Below are 16290 nucleotides of genomic sequence, written 5' to 3' on the forward strand. Positions count from 1 at the left end.
CATAAAAACCCCTTAACTACACTCTTTCGGCCATCTCTTTCCGAATTAAGGTAACAAAACCTTCAAGAGACATCGCCCCATGATCATGGTTTGACCGTCCTCTCACAGTAACAGTCTGATTTTCGACTTCCTTATCGCCAACCACTATTAAATAAGGCACTTTCTGCAAGCTATGTTCTCTGATTTTATAGCTTATTTTCTCATTTCTCAAGTCCGAGCTGACGCGAATACCATTTTGTTTGAGTTCATTTGTGATTGACTGAACATAATCAGCTTGATTTCTAGAAATATTAAGTACAACCACTTGATCAGGAGAAAGCCATACCGGCAAAGCGCCCGCATGATGCTCAATAAGAATTCCGATAAAACGCTCCATAGATCCTAAAATAGCTCTATGCAGCATTACTGGGATCTTTTTCGTATTATCTTCTGCGATATACCCTGCGCCTAATCTCGCTGGCATAGAGAAATCAAGCTGCAAAGTTCCACATTGCCACTTACGTCCAAGGCTATCTTTCAATGTAAATTCTATTTTAGGGCCATAGAAAGCCCCTTCACCCGGTTGCAGCTCCCAGTTTAGTTCCTTTTGATTTAGAGCTGCAGCCAAGGCGGCCTCAGCTCTGTCCCATTGTTCTTCGGTTCCAACTCTCTGGACTGGGCGGGTTGAAAGTTTTATCAAGTTTTCATGGAATCCAAAATCTATATACACCTGATTTAATAGATCAATGAATTTAGTTACTTCTTCTAGAACCTGGTCGTCCGTGCAAAAAATATGAGCGTCATCCTGCGTAAATGAACGAACGCGCATAAGCCCATGTAAAGCACCAGACGCCTCATTTCGATGACATGAACCAAACTCTGCCAGTCGAAGCGGCAAATCACGATAGCTCCTTAACCCTTGATTAAATACCTGAACATGCCCCGGACAATTCATGGGTTTAATAGCGTAATGCCTACTCTCAGACTCCGTAATAAACATATTTTCTCGGAAATTTTCCCAATGTCCGGATTTTTCCCATAACGATATGTCCAGAACCTGAGGAGTACGAATCTCGACGTAACCATTCTTGGCCAGCACCTGCCGCATATATTGCTCTATTTGCTGCCATATAGCCCATCCTTTGGGATGCCAATACACCATTCCCGGAGCTTCTTCCTGCATGTGGAACAGATCAAGCTGTTTACCAAGTTTACGGTGATCTCGTTTTTCTGCTTCTTCCAGGCGCCGAAGATAATTATTTTGCTCTTCGCTGCTTACCCACGCTGTTCCATATATTCTTTGCAGCATTTCATTTTTTGAGTCTCCACGCCAATAAGCACCTGCTATTTTCATCAACTTAAAGACTTTGATTCTTGATGTATACGGCACGTGCGGCCCGCGACATAAATCTGTGAAATCACCCTGAGAATAAAGTGAAACAGGCTCATCATTCGGAATAGATGCAATTATCTGAGCCTTATAGTGCTCGCCTAGATCCTTAAAAAAGCCAATTGCTTTTGAACGATCCCACACCTTACGCTCTATCTTCAGATTTCTCCTGCTGATTTCTTGCATTCTCTTCTCTATGGCTGCCAGATCTTCTGGTGTAAAAGGCCGCTCATAAGAAAAATCATAATAAAACCCATCCTCTATAACCGGCCCGATGGTAACTTGCGCACTTGGGAATAATTCCTTTACTGCGTGTGCTAATAAGTGAGCACAAGAGTGACGAATGATTTCCAGACCTTCAGGATCCTTGTTTGTTATCAGCACCAGATCACTATCAACCTCTATCGGCTCCGATAAATCTACTAGCCTCCCATTCAACTTACCTGCCAATGCTACACGCGCAAGTCCGGGGCCAATTGACTCAGCAACATCAAGCACCGTCACGGGATAATCGAACGCTTTGTCTGTGCCATCCGGCAAACGAACAACTGTCACTTATTTACCTCATCACTTGAACAAATATATATATTAAGCTAGCCATTCGCGAATTCAAGGTAATAAATTTTTGTGGTTTACCCATTTAATCAGCAAATACCGATCATCAGGTCTTACCATGAATCTTGTCATCATTCCTACAGAGATAGTCTATTCACTCCTATTAAATCTCTGTTCCAATAGCTTAAGTTCATTTATGTCAATAAAAAACCCGCGAAGTTTTTAAGCTTAATCTCCGCGGGTCCTAGTTTACATCAATAAGATAGCGTGTTAATTACATTGCACTTTACTCATCATCACTATCGTCATCATGGTTGCTGGAGGAAGCGGAGTCGCTGTCGTCAGCTGTTTCAGTTTCTTCAACTTCCACCTCGACTTCTTCATCCTCGTCATCAACGTCATCGTCACCCTCTTCCGACTTTAATACCAGCTTGCCTGCAGCAAGACTTGCATTCAAATCTGTCATCGGCGCTTCTTCATGCACCAGATTCTGATGACAGTCTATGCAGGTTGCTCCTTCCGTTTCCATTTTCTTATGTTCCGCCTGAGCGCTTTCTCCCGGAGGAGCTGGTTTTACATGACAGGTACGGCAGGTAATGCTGTCCCATTTCTTGAGGTTCATCCGGGCATCATGTGCCATTTCCAATCTTCTTTCGTTGAACTTCTCCAGGGTGGAGTAGTCATTGACCATCTCCAACCAAAGTTCTCTGGCACCATCAACCACGTGAGTTGCTACTGCCAGGTGGAAATTTTCTATCCCTTGTGGAATATGGCAGTCTTTACAAGTCGGATTAATCCCCAATGCACCATAGTGGGTGGATTCTTTTAATTCACTCTGTGGGTATGACATGGAATGACAGCTGGTACAAAACTCTTCGGTCGATAACGCAGCTTCCCCACCAAAAACCACAGCCACCAATGCTATTCCCAGCAGAGCTCCTGTCAGTAAAGTGCCAATTGATCCTTTTTGCAGTCTAGTCATCTCTATTTTCCTTTTTTGGCAGTTTTAGCGTTGGCCTGGAATTCGTCATGGAACTTGAATTTAGGCTCTCCGTCAAATACGCCATCCAGTTTGTAATGCTCGTGCATGGCTTTGACGTCTTTTACCATCTCGTCAAACTTGAAGGTGTATTTCGGATCCACTTCCGGTGTATACGGGGTATAGGGAGGTTTTGCTCCTTTCCAGGGTGACCCTTCATAGTTCAGATGGCAGGCGCTGCAACGTTCTTCAAAATTAAAGTCTTGCCCCTTGCTTGCCAGGGTCTTGCGCGGCGCTTTTTTGCCCGATTTCTCAAATGCTTGCCCGGCCTTGCGGTGATCTCCCCGGTATTTACGTCCAGGCCCGTGGCAGGATTCACAGCCTACGCCTGTCAGCATGGGTTTGGGGGAGTCTATCGTGTAGCCACCTTTCTGGCCAAATCCATCCACGTGGCAACCTACGCAGTCTTTGTCCTGGGTGTAGTCCTTGGCAGGATCCAGTTTGGCTTTTTGTTTGGCTTCCACTTTGACATTGGGCTTGAGCGATTCCATCGCCTTGGCGTGGGCAGTATGTTTCCACGACTGGGCTTGTGGTTTGTGACAGGAACTGCACTTTTTCCGACCTTCAAACGGAGCATCCGCTGCCAGACTCTGTCCACTTGTCAGGGTGAACAGGGCTGCAGCAACCAGTCCGCAGGCTATTATTATTTTCATGATCTCTCCTCTTTTCCTAGATGTTTGAACACAGATTATGATTCTTTTGTCTTGCCGACCATCATTGTACCTGATCAGTCAGATGGGTTGAATCCGTCGTTTTATCATGATCCGGAGCGGGTTGCAGATTGTGCTGGGTTTGTGCCTCCGGGGCCTTTTCTGCCAGTTGATAGACCCAGTATCCTCCTTGCTGGTAGATCAATCGCGGAGAGGTGAGCTCCAGCGGAGAAGGTTGGCTGGTAAATGGCAGCAGCCTGGCCAGCAGGGTGTGGTAACTGGCTTCATCTGTCAGAAAGAAGGCGCGAATCAGTTCGTCCGATAACGATTGCACAGTGTAGGCGTAGTAGCCGTGATTGCTCATCTCGGTCTTGACATGACTGATCATGCCATGCAGGTTACCGGTCAGGCGGTAGGGTTTGTAGGCAATGCCAAATTTGTCAGGGTATAGCAGACCCAGTTTGTACAGGTCGCTGATATGCACGATCAGGTAAGCATCGCGTGTACCGGCCAGTTGTCGCAAATCAGCCAGGCCACTGGCCAGCGGATTGAGCAGGCTTTGCGTAAAACGCAGAAACAGCTCGCGTTCCTGTGGATCGGCCGCAGCGCCGGTTTGTTCGTTTTCATAAGCGCGGATCGCTTGCGCATGCGCTTGCCATTCCGGCGGAACAATCAGAGGTTCGTGCAGTGTGCTGTGGAACAGTACGTCTCGTCCGGTCAACAGGGCCAGTTGGCGTGAGGTATCCCACCAGCTGAGCAGTAGTGCATCTCGCGGGGCGTATTTGTCTATTGCCGTTGCAAGCGCACTGAGTTCAGCAGCTTTCTGATCCAGCGCCAGCAGAGGTTCTCTGGTTTCGTTCTTCCAGTTGAGTAATACCTGCGGTTGATTTGCACGCTGACCAAACCAGGCTTGTGCTATCGGTTGATCCGTTCCTTCCAGATGAATGTCGTACTGGTTGATGGTCAGATCCGGCCAGGCTTCCAGTTCCAGATCAGGATAGTCGTCCACCTTGCCGGTGGCAGCCAGCTGGTAACGATAGGGAGCCTCATCCGGTGTCAGCAGCAGCCAAGCATACCCACCCAGCAAAACCAAACCTCCCGTCACCAGTAAAATCCCCAGTGGCGGGAGGAGTCGGTCAAACCAGCGCGACTGTGCGCGCCGGTTTGGTGTCAACGAAGCAGTCAAGCTTGCGTTTGCTTACGTTTACGCCAGCCAATCAGAGCAATCGCTCCCGCCAGCAACATTCCACCTCCCAGTCCTCCCAGCGAGATCTTTTCTCCCGCTCCCTTGAGGTCAAGCAGGCTGGTTTTTTTACCTTCCAGTTTGTTAACACGCGCTTGCAGAGCTGTCATTTCCTGCATCTTGGTGTATTCATCCTGGATTTCAACATAGGCACGGTTCATCGGACCCCAACCTTCGGTATAAGTCCAGCCACCTGGATTAACGTGTGCCAGTCCTACGTGCATTTTGGCCAGATTGTTTTCTGCCATTTCCAGCACTTTCAGTTCAAGTGAGGCCGGGTTGTTACCCTTGGACCAGAACAGTTGGGTGAAGATACCAAAACCCGGTTTCTCTGGCGCCGGTGGATTCGGACGATTGGTTTTTTGACCAGTCAGGGTGCCGTCTTCATACATTTTGTGAACAATGGCATTGGCTTCCTGGTATTTAGCCAGCCCTTCCAGGGTACCTTTGTCCATGAGATCCAGGTAGGAGCGGGCAAACCGTTCCGAGTGACATTGGGTACAGGTCACAACCCAGGAATCCAGACGAGCTTCTGACCAGTCGCTGGTGATGTTTTCTGCAATCCCCGGAACAAACGGGTAGTTTGCCCAGCGGGTCTTACGGGTGATGTTATGGGTATATTCCCCTTCGTATTCCATGTGGCAGGCTGCACAGGTCGGTGCGGTCTGACCTCCTTTGGAGAAGGCGTCTTTCAGACGAACATTCCAGTTCCAGTTTCCCCGGTTCATTTCAGCCAGTTTGCCATGCTTGGACATAATGTAGGCTTCATAGTTATTATGATCCACGCCGCTGTGACAGGTGGCACAGGCTTCCGGTTTGCGGGATTCTGCCGCCGAAAATTCATGGCGGGTATGACAGTTGTCGCATTTGTTCTGGTTGGTGTGGCACATGGTGCAACCTTCTGCCACTTCACGTTGCGGCATGGCTGCCCAAACGGTGGTTTCAATGTTGGCTGTGTAGTCCAGGGCGTGGGATGGACGTCCGTCAGGCCACTGGCCATTCGGCCAGATCATGGTGTCACGCTCGGATTCACGCTCGGCAAATTCTCTCAGGTGACAGGTTCCGCAAACGTCAGCTGTAGGCATGCGTACGTCTTTGGTGTGATCTGCTTTCTTTTTGGCGTTGATGTCAACGTGACAGTCAATACAGCCTACTTCCTTGAGCACTTCCTTCTCTCCTAGTTTGCCCATGGAGCGCAGGTTGTTCTCAACTTCTTCCAGCTTGCCTTTTTTGTAAAAAAGCGGATCTTCCGGCTTGAGGTTGCGTATTTTGTCCAGGTTGGCATGGGTACTGCGTTTCCATGCTCTTACCCAAACCGGCGTTTCATCAGAGTGGCATTCAACGCAGTCTTTGCGCTCAGCAATTTCTTTCGGGGAAACCGGTGGTTTGTAAAAGGTGCTCGGGTCCATGTAGATACTAAGCGCTATCGGTTCCCAGTAGTCTCCCATCGTGCCCTTGCCAGCACCATGTGCAGGATCCTTGTAACGCTTCACCAGCGCATCATAGGTCTCTTTCGGCGTGGCTTTGCTGCGATCCAGCTTCAATGCTTCATACGTCTCATCCGGCACCGTCGATATATCCGCCTGTACCGGCCCAATCAACAACAGGCCCGCACACAGCAGCATCCCCTTCAAATACTCCCCTAATCTCATCTCTCTCCTCCGTAATCTACCTGTCGGTATTTCCAATGTACAAACAATAACCAGCTACCCCAATCCCTCTCAGGTAACCAGCCAAAATCACTTCTATACATCACAGCGCCCCAAGACTACTTTCTCATCAGAGACAAGTCAAGATTTTAAGAAGCCGGTACCGGGGCAAAAATCTGAATACGAACTACTAAGCATTGTTCCGAGTATCCAGGCACAAGATAAAGGCCGCATAATTTATCGCTGGCCCGGAAGCAAGGTAGAATTGCTGTATCTGTTTCTTCGGTTGATGGAATGAATAAATCACGTGTAGTTGTAGGTATGTCTGGCGGAGTGGACTCATCAGTTGCCGCCTTGTTACTCAAGCAGCAAGGCTATGATGTAATAGGCCTTTTCATGAAAAATTGGGAAGATGATGATACCGATGAATATTGCTCTTCCCGCAAGGATTTTCTCGATGCCGCTTCTGTAGCAGATATCCTTGATATACCGCTGGAAGCAGTGAATTTTTCAGCTGAGTATCGGGAGCGGGTTTTTAGCCTGTTTTTAGCAGAATATCAGGCTGGACGCACGCCCAATCCAGATGTGCTTTGCAACAGTGAGATCAAGTTTAAAGCCTTTCTCGATCACGCGCTGGCGTTGGGCGCTGACTGGATTGCAACCGGACACTATGCGCAGGTACATGAAATCAACGGTCAGTTTCAGTTGCTCAAAGGGGAAGATGGCAACAAGGATCAGAGCTATTTTCTTTACCGGCTGAATCAGCAACAATTGTCACGCACAATTTTTCCTATTGGCCACCTCTACAAGCGAGAGGTACGCAAAATTGCACACAAGCACGGACTGCCCAATTCAACCAAAAAAGATAGCACTGGAATTTGTTTCATTGGCGAACGCCCTTTCCGTGAGTTTCTCAACCGATATTTACCAGTCGACCCAGGCGAAATTCATACGCTGGACGGTCAGATCGTTGGAGAGCACCAGGGATTAATGTATTACACCATCGGGCAAAGGCAGGGGCTGGGTATTGGCGGTATTCGCGAAGGTAGCGAGCAACCTTGGTTTGTGTCAGGAAAAGATATGCAAACAAACGTGTTATATGTCGTGCAGGGGCACGATCATCCTGCACTGTTACGTTCTTCACTGACTGCCGCCGATCTCTCCTGGATCAGCGGTGCACCGCCCCATCAAAGCTGGGTTTATGCAGCCAAAATCCGCTATCGGCAGACGGATGCACCTTGCGCAATCATCCGCCTTGAGCATGATTCCTGTCAGATCGGCTTTGCAGCGCCGCAATGGGGAGTCACTCCCGGGCAATCTGTAGTAATTTATGAAAGCAAAGTCTGCCTGGGAGGAGGAATCATTACCGACAGTGTGTAATCAGGTAATGGTTAAATTTTCGATGTTTGTCTCTGTATGTATACGTTTTGCTTCTGCTCCGTTCAGTTTGATTTGCAGTCGCAGTTCATTCACGGAATCAGCATTACGTAATGCATCTTCGTAGGAAATCACACCACTCTCGTAAAGTTCAAATAGCGCCATATCAAAGGTCTGCATCCCCAATTCACTTGATTTTTTCATGATTTCCTTGATTTCATGCACATTTCCCTTGAATATCAGATCGGAAATCAACGGAGAATTGAGCATTATCTCGATTGCCGCAACCCGCCCACTGCCTGATTTTTTGGGAATTAACCTTTGTGCAACCAATGCCCGCATATTCAGTGATAAATCCATCAGCAACTGCGCACGCCGCTCTTCCGGAAAGAAGTTGATAATGCGATCCAACGCCTGATTAGCACTGTTTGCGTGCAAGGTACCCATGCATAAATGCCCGGTCTCGGCAAAGGCAATGGCATGTTCCATTGTTTCCCGATCCCGGATTTCACCAATCAAAATAACATCAGGCGCCTGCCGTAACGTATTCTTCAGCGCAGCTTCCCAGGATTCCGTATCAACCCCGACTTCCCGCTGAGTAATGACGCAGTTGATATGCTCATGCACAAATTCAACCGGATCTTCAATGGTAATGATGTGTCCATAGCTGCTTTTGTTGCGATAGCCGATCAACGCCGCCATCGAGGTAGATTTTCCCGAACCGGTTCCACCGACAAAAACCACCAGACCGCGTTTGCTCATGACAACCTCTTTCAGAACCGGTGGCAACCCGAGATCATCGAAATCCGGGATCTTTGTGGTAATTGTCCGCAAAACGATGCCCGTCCGCTGTTGCTGGACAAAGGTATTAACACGAAAACGCCCGATCCCCTCAGGATTAATCGCAAAATTGCATTCCTTACTGGTCTCAAACTCTGCCGCCTGCTTATTATTCATGATGACCCGTGCCAGAGCTTCGGTATGTATAGGAGAGAGCGCCTGTTGCGTGACCGGTGTCATTTTTCCATCTATTTTCATCGCCGGAGGATAGCCTGCTGTGATGAACAAGTCTGAAGCCTTCTTGCTTAGCATCAGTCGCAATAAATCATGCATAAATTTAAGTGCCTGTTCTTTTTCCATCATGTTCTACCCTTAACCCCGGAAATTATCTTTGTTCATCGCTTTGGTGCGCGCTTCCGCTATCGAAATAACACCGCGTTTCACCAGATCTGTCAGATTCTGATCAAGTGTCTGCATCCCGACTCCCTGCCCGGTCTGGATGGCTGAATACATCTGTGCCACTTTCCCTTCCCGGATAAGGTTACGGATCGCCGGTGTACCGATCATGATCTCGTGTGCGGCCACTCGCCCTTTGCCATCCTTTGTCTTCAGCAGCGCCTGGGAAATAACTGCACGCAACGATTCAGACAACATCGCACGTACCATTTCCTTTTCTTCAGCAGGAAACACGTCAATAATCCGGTCAATCGTCTTGGCAGCCGAACTGGTATGTAGCGTGCCGAAAACCAGATGACCGGTTTCCGCAGCAGTCATCGCCAAGCGGATAGTCTCCAAATCCCGCATTTCCCCCACCAGAATAATATCTGGATCTTCCCGTAAGGCAGAGCGCAGTGCATTGCTGAAACTGTGCGTATCTCGCCCGACTTCACGCTGGTTAATCAGACATTTTTTGCTTTCATGCACAAATTCGATCGGATCTTCCAGAGTCAGGATATGACCATACTGATTTTCGTTAATATCATTGATCATGGCTGCAAGCGTAGTTGACTTGCCAGATCCGGTTGGCCCCGTAACCAACACCACGCCACGCGGCTGTTGCGCGATCTCGGCAAATATCTTAGGTGCTTTCAGCTCTTCAAGCGTTAGTACTTTGGATGGAATGGTACGCAGCACCGAAGCTGCTCCCCGTTGGGTGTTGAAGGCATTGACTCGGAAACGAGCTAGACCAGAAATAGCAAATGAAAAATCACATTCCAGATGTTCTTCATAAGCTTTACGCTGGCTATCGTTCATGATGTCGTACACCATGTCATGCACATCCTTGTGCTCCAGTGCGGGAAGATTGATACGCCGAATCTCTCCATGCACCCGAATCATGGGTGGCATGCCAGCAGATAAATGCAGATCAGAAGCGCTATTCTTGACCACAAATGAGAGTAGTTCTACTATGTTCATCCGATGTGTTCCTTCTACCTCGTGGAATATTGGTTGGTCAATGACAATCGTTGGATGTCATTTCCGGCCACACCGGGCCGATCCAATCTAGAACGGATCAAACCGCACGGAATTAAATATATTTCGGGAACATCAGCCAAACTTTCCCTGTAATATCCATCGTATTTGTCAACTCATTTAGATCACTATTCGCCATGACTACAATTGCCTCACGCCTGCAGAATGTTAAGAACCGTATTATTGATGCCGCTAAAAATGTGGGGCGCGACCCGGCAACTATTCAGTTACTGGCAGCCAGTAAAACCAATACACCGGATAAGTTGAGAGAAGCCTGGGAAGCGGGACAAACCGTGTTTGGAGAAAATTATCTGCAAGAAGGTCTGGTTAAAATTCGTGCATTAGCCGATTTACCAATCGAATGGCACTTTATCGGCCCAATTCAAAGCAACAAAACCAAACTGATTGCCGAGAATTTTTCCTGGGTACATGGCATTGACCGGGAAAAAATCGCAACTCGTCTTTCAGCAGCAAGACCGGAATCATTACCTCCCCTGCAAGTCTGCGTGCAAGTCAATGTAAGTGGAGAAATTACTAAAAGTGGAGTAGATCCGGAAAAAGCCGCAGAACTGGCAGCCTTTGTCAGTGAGCAGCCGCGACTTCAACTGCGCGGAATCATGGCCGTGCCGGAACTGACTGCTGTCACTGCGCTGCAACGCGAACAATTTCAGATGATGCGAGAAGTTTACGAGCAACTCAAACAGAAAGGCTTTATCCTGGATACGCTATCAATGGGCATGTCAGAAGATCTGGAGAACGCCATTGCGGAAGGGGCCACAATGGTCAGAATAGGCACAGCAATTTTTGGTCAACGACGTTACGCTATCCCTGAGGAGCTCGGTTCGCGCCCGTAGTCAGAAAACGATACTTCTCTATCAGCTGCTCATGATCCTCAACCCGGTTCGGATCAACAATAATGCAGCTGACCGGACAAACTTCCACACACTGCGGCGTATCATAATGTCCGACACATTCCGTACACAAATCCGGGTTAATCTCGTAAATTTCCTCCCCCTGTGAAATTGCCTGGTTAGGACATTCAGGTTCACACACATCGCAATTGATGCATTCATCAGTAATGATCAGTGCCATTTTTATTACTCTCCATTATTCATTTCTATCTTTTTCTGACGTAACCGCTCGATCACAAGAGGATGCACAAATTTGCTTACATCTCCTCCCAAACGGGCAATTTCACGCACGATCGTGGCGGAGATAAACATATATTGTTCAGATGGCGTCAGAAAAATGGTCTCCACGTCCGGATACAAGCCGCGATTCATGCCCGCCAGTTGAAATTCATACTCAAAATCAGATACGGCACGCAGACCGCGAATGATGATATGAGCATCCTGTTGCCGCGCGAATTCCATCAGCAGACCAGAAAATCCCGTTACTTCAACATTGGAATATCCGGCCAGCACGTCTCTGGCCATTTTCACCCGTTCTTCCAGCGAGAAAAAAGGTGCTTTTCCACTACTGACAGCAACCGCCACAATCACCTTGCCAAATAATCTCGACGCACGATATACCAGATCCTCATGCCCATGGGTAATCGGATCAAACGTACCTGGGTAAATGACTTTATCCATCAAGATTCAGAGTCAAGAGGCAATAATAAACATGGCTTGCTCGCCCTTGCTTGCAGATCAACCAGGTATTATCGGGCAATAACTTGTCACTACTTTCAGCATAAACCACCCCGTTTTTCCTCAACCTCGCAGGCAGTAATGGCAATACTTCAGTCAGCAACCCGGATTGATACGGAGGGTCTACAAAAATAATATCGTAGTACTCAGAGTTGGATGCAAGAAATGTCCGGGCATCGGTATGCTCAAGTTTCACTTGTGAAGCAGCCAGTTTCTCAATAGCGTTGCGTAGATTGTGCGCCGTCTTTACATTTTGCTCAATTATGGTGACCTGTTTTGCTCCACGCGAAGCTGCTTCAAACCCCAGTGCACCACTACCGGCAAACAGATCCAGGCAAGTTTTTCCGGTCAGATCCTGCTCCAGCCAGTTGAATAATGTTTCTCGTACACGATCTGGCGTCGGTCTCAGCAACAACTTATCATCAGAAAACTGGAGCAATCTGCTGCGCCATTGCCCGCCAATAATACGAATTTTACCCATTAGCAACATGAAAAATCAGGAGTCTACTCTGCACCCACGACTACAGTCACCATCCCTGCTGGATCAATCCGGCGCTGGAACGCCTCTTTAATCTGTGCCACAGTCACTTTTTCCACTGCCTTGACATAATCTTCCAGATAAGTCAGTGGCAAATCATAAAACCCGATCACCCCCAGGTAACCGAGTATTTTCCGGTTACTGTCGATACGCAAGGGAAATCCCCCCACAATATTCTGCCGGGCAGCCTGTAATTCTTTCTTAGTTGGCCCCTGCTCAACAAAGTCACTGAGTGTCTTTCGCGTTAATTGCAAAGCCTGTTCTGCCTGCTCTTTCTTTGTCTGTAAACCGATTTCAAAAGGTCCTTTCTCCCGATACGGTATAAAAGCACTGTAAACACTGTAGGCCAACCCGCGTGTTTCACGAATTGTCTGCATCAAACGAGATACAAACCCGCCCCCACCCAGAATGTAATTGCCAACCAGCAAAGGAAAATAATCAGGATCCTTGCGGCTCAACCCAGGATAAGCCAATTGGATATGGCTTTGTGTCGCCGGATGCGCAATTTTTCGGGTTATCGGCTCCGGTTTTTCGACTGCTGGCAAGCTATTATTCGTTTTTCCGCTGGGCAAATTTTCAGTCAGCATCTCTGCAATATGATTCGCTTCATCACGCTTGATATCACCAATGATTGCGACAACTGCATTACCAGCCGTGTAGTGCGTACGGTAAAAATCAACCAGATCCTGACGTTTCAACATGGTAAGCGTATCCGGCTCTCCGGATTCACGCAAACCATAAGGATGCTTGCCATACAACAGCTTCATTAACGTCCGGTCTGCAATAACTTCCGGCTTGGTATCCGCTTCCTTGAGCGCAGAAATGATGCGCGTACGTTCCCGTTCCAAGATTTGTTCAGGAAATTCCGGACGCTGGATGATTTGTGCCAGCACATTCAGCGCACGAATGCGCTCCTGCTGATGACTCAACGTTCGCAATGACAAACCCGCTCGATCCAGATCAAATGTTCCACCCAGCTCTGCTCCGACATCCGCCAGTGTTTCAGCAATCTGATCTTCTGATAAACCACCCGCGCCCATACCCATCAACCGTTGTACCAGCCTCGCACGCCCAGATGTCGCAGCGGTATCAGTACTGCTGCCTGCCGGAAACTCAATGCTGAGATCAAGAATCGGCAAATCGTGATTCTCAACAAAATAAACCCGTACCCCGTTTGCTGTCTGCCACTGCTGAATTGGCAAAAAAGCCAACGCCCACTGCGCATGAATACCCAGCCAGAACATGACCAAAAACTGTAAAAATCGCATATATCCCTTTCCCGGTAAATTTAGGGAAACACTGATTTATTCCGTCATCTGGATTGCTTCCTGCCACGGCCTATGGCCTCGCAGCTAAAAACCACACACTCGCAATGACGTTTATCACTTTAACCAGCCTTTCCTTAGCGTTAAATGTAGAAACATTGTACCTGATTAGAAAGATTGTTCAGCTTGCCGTAGCCAACGTGTTGGCCAGGGTCCGATAGTGGCTGCGGCGACGAACAGATGTAGAGGGAGCGCCTCAAGATGGAAGCGCCGGTTGAAACGGTAAACAAATGCACCGAGGTAACGGGTTCTATATTTGGCGAAATTGAATGCATGATAAGTGCCACCTAGGCTGGTTTTGAGGTTGCCCAAAACCGTATTGATCCAGCTGAATTCTGGTAAATCCTTAGATTTGCGGCTGTCCGCAACGATTGCCCGGTGCTGGCAGCCAGCATCAGCAACCCCGGTAAAACAACTCAATCCATCGGAAGTGACTATACAACCTGGCGCGAGGTCAGCAGTAACCCAGTTAAAAACCGCTTTGCGCGTAAAGCCAGAGCTTTGATGGGTGTGTTTGGGCCACTATGCGCCTTATCATAGAAAAAATCGGGCCCGGCTGAACAATCTTTCTAATCAGGTATTGGTTTGGGCTTTTGTATCCCAGGTATGAATGTAGTCGCTGGCTGTTATAAAACATGGAAATATATGCAATACATCTTGCTGAGCTGCATAGCGGGTCAGGTAATATTGCCAGTGGATTTGCTCCTGTTTAAGGCTGCCGATAAAGCCATATATTTTTAGAAGTTGGCGATACTGTTTGCAGGCATATTGCGATCCGCGATCCGAATGTACCGTCAGCCCTACTTGCGGCTGACATTGCCAGACAACCATCTGCAATGCATCATAAACCAGTTTTGCTTTCATTCTTGAACTCATGCTCCAACCAACTACCTTCCGAGAAGACAAATCAATCACCACTGCCAGATACAGCCAGCCTTCCTGATTCCAAATGTCAGTAATATCGCTCACATAGACTTGATCCGGTTTGGCAACATCAAACTGTCGATTCAGTTTGTTCTCGAACACCGGTTGTTTGTGATGACTGTCAGTGGTTACCTTGTACTTTTCCCGGTGCCTCACTTGCACGCCAGCTTCTCGCATCAATCTCCGAGCTTTCCAGCGACACCCACCGGATAACCCCGTGCATTGAGCGCTTCTCAATTCTGCGACAAGTAGTCATGGGAAATTTTCACAAGGTATGAAGGCTTTGGCGCTTACAGTAGATTTTACGGCCTCTATTTTAATTGATCTGGCTCAATTATTAATTTGTTCAGAACCTTCTTTACACCATCTACCGAATGCGCAATGGTGTGCGCCTTTTCCTTTTCTTCCTCTGATTTCACCGTACCAGTTAGCACCACCACCCCATCACTATCTGTATCTACTTTAATGTGCAATGAATCAATATTTTCTGTCGCAAGCAACTTGGCTTTGATTTGGGTAGTAATGACTGAATCACTAACAAATTCACCCACACTAAACTCTTCCGCAGAAGCTACGGAAGCAATAGACAACATGCTTATTAAAAACAAACCGGCAATTAATTTTAAGAATCTCATGTCCTGTACCTCATTGAATTAAAGAATTATCAGTTATACCTTATACGACTCCAAAGGCTATGTAACAATTAACTGTTGGAATTAGTCATCAAGACTAAGGATTGCTTAATACGACAAATTATTAATGATTGTCTCTGACTTTATCTGCGTTATCTTCTATTTTATCAGCCTTGTCTTCAGCCGTATCTCTCACCTGATCCGCCTGATCTTCCATCTTATCGGCTTGATTTTCGCGCATCTCTTCCTTGGCTTCTTTTGCCTCCTCACCCGCTTCTCTAATCTGATCAGCTTTATCTTCCAATCTATCGGCTTGTGTCTCTGCATCACCCATGCTTTGAATAGCATTCTGTGCATAGCTATTAGGTGCTGCAATAACAAATAGAAAAGCACTTAAAGTCAAAATTATTTTCATTAACTTATTTATCATTCTGATTTCCTTTTTACAGTGAAAGAACTACTTGAATCAACTTTTTTTGCAAAAATCATCCACCTGCTTTTCAGCAGCCTCTTTTGCAATACCATATTTTTCCTGAATTTTGCCAATTAACTCTTCACGCTTTCCTTCAACAATATCCAGATCATCGTCGGTCAACTTGCCCCATTGTTGCTGTATTTTGCCTTTGGCCTGTGCCCAATTACCTTTAATTTGATCCCAGTTCATAATGAATACCCCTTTTATTAAAATTGAAATAAATAATTTAATGTTTCCTATGACATGCAGTCACAACAAAATTACATAGGTGGCGGGCGTCGTCCCAATACCCAGAATACAACTGCTAACACGACACCGATAACAAATAAAATCCAGGCCATTTCCATCGCGATACCTGCGACACCAGTTATGCCTAATAGGGCAGCAATTATTGCTATAACTAAGAAAGTAATTGCCAAATTTATCATGAGGTTTCTCCTTATTTTCATGGCTCCAGAGGGTGTGTTAATTCAGCACACCAATCTAGAAATATATTTTTAGAAGCGTTAATCTTCTGACTCATTGTGCTGTACTCTTCTTTGAGCATTAAAGGCATACTACAGCAGGAGTTTTTTGTGGTATGTGCGATGACGCACAAAGCGTTAAATAATA

17 protein-coding genes and 2 pseudogenes are annotated in these 16290 nt (G+C 47.1%); 2 read left to right on the top strand and 17 right to left on the bottom strand.

What is annotated here, in order from left to right:
- Positions 1–16: 16 nt before the first annotated feature.
- The 5 genes from thrS to ACZ5EJ_RS10935 form a co-directional block, all read right to left on the bottom strand.
- On the bottom strand, positions 17–1924 hold the full coding sequence (thrS, locus tag ACZ5EJ_RS10915; RefSeq protein ID WP_074456456.1) for a threonine--tRNA ligase: 1908 nt from the start codon (positions 1922–1924) through the stop codon (positions 17–19).
- A 286-nt stretch (positions 1925–2210) separates the two neighbouring features.
- The gene (locus tag ACZ5EJ_RS10920; RefSeq protein ID WP_074456240.1) at positions 2211–2906 is read right to left on the bottom strand and encodes a NapC/NirT family cytochrome c; all 696 of its coding nucleotides are present in this window, start codon (positions 2904–2906) and stop codon (positions 2211–2213) included.
- A gap of 2 nt (positions 2907–2908) precedes the next feature.
- Positions 2909–3616 carry a cytochrome c-550 CycA gene (cycA, locus tag ACZ5EJ_RS10925; RefSeq protein WP_011634831.1) on the bottom strand — a complete coding sequence of 236 codons (708 nt, stop codon included), beginning with the start codon at positions 3614–3616 and terminating at the stop codon, positions 2909–2911.
- 61 nt (positions 3617–3677) lie between these two features.
- Complete coding sequence (gene haoB / locus ACZ5EJ_RS10930) at positions 3678–4799, bottom strand: hydroxylamine oxidation protein HaoB (RefSeq protein WP_464556860.1); 1122 nt, start codon at positions 4797–4799, stop codon at positions 3678–3680.
- The gene (locus ACZ5EJ_RS10935; protein WP_464557072.1) at positions 4796–6508 is read right to left on the bottom strand and encodes a multiheme c-type cytochrome; all 1713 of its coding nucleotides are present in this window, start codon (positions 6506–6508) and stop codon (positions 4796–4798) included. The genes haoB and ACZ5EJ_RS10935 overlap by 4 nt, the downstream gene beginning before the upstream one ends.
- 291 nt (positions 6509–6799) lie before the next feature.
- Here ACZ5EJ_RS10935 and mnmA point away from each other — a divergent pair, with 291 nt between their 5' ends.
- Positions 6800–7885: a tRNA 2-thiouridine(34) synthase MnmA gene (mnmA, locus tag ACZ5EJ_RS10940; RefSeq protein WP_011635324.1), complete on the top strand. Its 1086-nt coding sequence runs from the start codon at positions 6800–6802 to the stop codon at positions 7883–7885.
- Here the strand turns inward: mnmA and ACZ5EJ_RS10945 are convergent, their stop codons facing one another.
- Both ACZ5EJ_RS10945 and ACZ5EJ_RS10950 read right to left on the bottom strand, forming a co-directional pair.
- Positions 7886–9022, bottom strand: a complete 1137-nt coding sequence (locus tag ACZ5EJ_RS10945) for a PilT/PilU family type 4a pilus ATPase (protein ID WP_011635325.1) — start codon at positions 9020–9022, stop codon at positions 7886–7888.
- A gap of 12 nt (positions 9023–9034) precedes the next feature.
- Complete coding sequence (locus tag ACZ5EJ_RS10950) at positions 9035–10078, bottom strand: type IV pilus twitching motility protein PilT (RefSeq protein WP_011635326.1); 1044 nt, start codon at positions 10076–10078, stop codon at positions 9035–9037.
- Positions 10079–10272: 194 nt separating this feature from the next.
- Between ACZ5EJ_RS10950 and ACZ5EJ_RS10955 the strand changes: the two genes are divergently transcribed.
- Positions 10273–10989: a YggS family pyridoxal phosphate-dependent enzyme gene (locus tag ACZ5EJ_RS10955; protein WP_011635327.1), complete on the top strand. Its 717-nt coding sequence runs from the start codon at positions 10273–10275 to the stop codon at positions 10987–10989.
- Here ACZ5EJ_RS10955 and ACZ5EJ_RS10960 read toward each other — a convergent pair.
- The 10 genes and pseudogenes from ACZ5EJ_RS10960 to ACZ5EJ_RS11005 all read right to left on the bottom strand — a co-directional run bounded on the left by ACZ5EJ_RS10960 (position 10958) and on the right by ACZ5EJ_RS11005 (position 16106).
- A complete protein-coding gene (locus ACZ5EJ_RS10960) occupies positions 10958–11227 on the bottom strand; it encodes a YfhL family 4Fe-4S dicluster ferredoxin (protein WP_011635328.1) in 270 nt (89 codons plus the stop codon). The two genes, ACZ5EJ_RS10955 and ACZ5EJ_RS10960, sit on opposite strands and share 32 nt — an antisense overlap.
- 5 nt (positions 11228–11232) lie before the next feature.
- Positions 11233–11727: a pantetheine-phosphate adenylyltransferase gene (gene coaD, locus ACZ5EJ_RS10965; RefSeq protein ID WP_464557074.1), complete on the bottom strand. Its 495-nt coding sequence runs from the start codon at positions 11725–11727 to the stop codon at positions 11233–11235.
- On the bottom strand, positions 11720–12274 hold the full coding sequence (rsmD, locus tag ACZ5EJ_RS10970) for a 16S rRNA (guanine(966)-N(2))-methyltransferase RsmD (RefSeq protein WP_464557075.1): 555 nt from the start codon (positions 12272–12274) through the stop codon (positions 11720–11722). Before rsmD ends, coaD begins: the two co-directional genes overlap by 8 nt.
- Positions 12275–12288: 14 nt before the next feature.
- Positions 12289–13590 (bottom strand): M16 family metallopeptidase, encoded by a 1302-nt coding sequence (locus ACZ5EJ_RS10975; protein WP_464557076.1) that lies wholly within the window; start codon positions 13588–13590, stop codon positions 12289–12291.
- A gap of 165 nt (positions 13591–13755) precedes the next feature.
- Positions 13756–14145: pseudogene (locus ACZ5EJ_RS10980) on the bottom strand (transposase); the annotation flags it as partial.
- Positions 14117–14801: pseudogene (locus ACZ5EJ_RS10985) on the bottom strand (IS3 family transposase); the annotation flags it as partial. The pseudogenes ACZ5EJ_RS10985 and ACZ5EJ_RS10980, both read right to left, overlap by 29 nt.
- Positions 14802–14882: 81 nt before the next feature.
- Positions 14883–15206 carry a BON domain-containing protein gene (locus ACZ5EJ_RS10990; RefSeq protein ID WP_074684992.1) on the bottom strand — a complete coding sequence of 108 codons (324 nt, stop codon included), beginning with the start codon at positions 15204–15206 and terminating at the stop codon, positions 14883–14885.
- 121 nt (positions 15207–15327) lie between these two features.
- Positions 15328–15633, bottom strand: a complete 306-nt coding sequence (locus ACZ5EJ_RS10995; protein WP_193565746.1) for a hypothetical protein — start codon at positions 15631–15633, stop codon at positions 15328–15330.
- Positions 15634–15669: 36 nt separating this feature from the next.
- Positions 15670–15867: a CsbD family protein gene (locus tag ACZ5EJ_RS11000; protein ID WP_074684991.1), complete on the bottom strand. Its 198-nt coding sequence runs from the start codon at positions 15865–15867 to the stop codon at positions 15670–15672.
- A 71-nt stretch (positions 15868–15938) separates the two neighbouring features.
- Complete coding sequence (locus ACZ5EJ_RS11005) at positions 15939–16106, bottom strand: DUF1328 domain-containing protein (protein ID WP_074456142.1); 168 nt, start codon at positions 16104–16106, stop codon at positions 15939–15941.
- Positions 16107–16290: the final 184 nt, after the last annotated feature.

Source organism: Nitrosomonas sp. TNE100, from assembly GCF_055387135.1.

Bases quoted from the DNA above. Each gene is read 5' to 3' on its own strand.
- ACZ5EJ_RS10950 (WP_011635326.1), bottom strand. From the start codon at position 10,078: ATGAACATAGTAGAACTACTCTCATTTGTGGTCAAGAATAGCGCTTCT.
- ACZ5EJ_RS10960 (WP_011635328.1), bottom strand. From the start codon at position 11,227: ATGGCACTGATCATTACTGATGAATGCATCAATTGCGATGTGTGTGAA.
- ACZ5EJ_RS10935 (WP_464557072.1), bottom strand. From the start codon at position 6,508: ATGAGATTAGGGGAGTATTTGAAGGGGATGCTGCTGTGTGCGGGCCTG.
- rsmD (WP_464557075.1), bottom strand. From the start codon at position 12,274: ATGTTGCTAATGGGTAAAATTCGTATTATTGGCGGGCAATGGCGCAGC.
- ACZ5EJ_RS10920 (WP_074456240.1), bottom strand. From the start codon at position 2,906: ATGACTAGACTGCAAAAAGGATCAATTGGCACTTTACTGACAGGAGCT.
- ACZ5EJ_RS10955 (WP_011635327.1), top strand. From the start codon at position 10,273: ATGACTACAATTGCCTCACGCCTGCAGAATGTTAAGAACCGTATTATT.
- ACZ5EJ_RS10945 (WP_011635325.1), bottom strand. From the start codon at position 9,022: ATGGAAAAAGAACAGGCACTTAAATTTATGCATGATTTATTGCGACTG.
- ACZ5EJ_RS10975 (WP_464557076.1), bottom strand. From the start codon at position 13,590: ATGCGATTTTTACAGTTTTTGGTCATGTTCTGGCTGGGTATTCATGCG.
- mnmA (WP_011635324.1), top strand. From the start codon at position 6,800: ATGAATAAATCACGTGTAGTTGTAGGTATGTCTGGCGGAGTGGACTCA.
- ACZ5EJ_RS10990 (WP_074684992.1), bottom strand. From the start codon at position 15,206: ATGAGATTCTTAAAATTAATTGCCGGTTTGTTTTTAATAAGCATGTTG.
- coaD (WP_464557074.1), bottom strand. From the start codon at position 11,727: ATGGATAAAGTCATTTACCCAGGTACGTTTGATCCGATTACCCATGGG.
- ACZ5EJ_RS10995 (WP_193565746.1), bottom strand. From the start codon at position 15,633: ATGATAAATAAGTTAATGAAAATAATTTTGACTTTAAGTGCTTTTCTA.
- ACZ5EJ_RS11005 (WP_074456142.1), bottom strand. From the start codon at position 16,106: ATGATAAATTTGGCAATTACTTTCTTAGTTATAGCAATAATTGCTGCC.
- ACZ5EJ_RS11000 (WP_074684991.1), bottom strand. From the start codon at position 15,867: ATGAACTGGGATCAAATTAAAGGTAATTGGGCACAGGCCAAAGGCAAA.
- cycA (WP_011634831.1), bottom strand. From the start codon at position 3,616: ATGAAAATAATAATAGCCTGCGGACTGGTTGCTGCAGCCCTGTTCACC.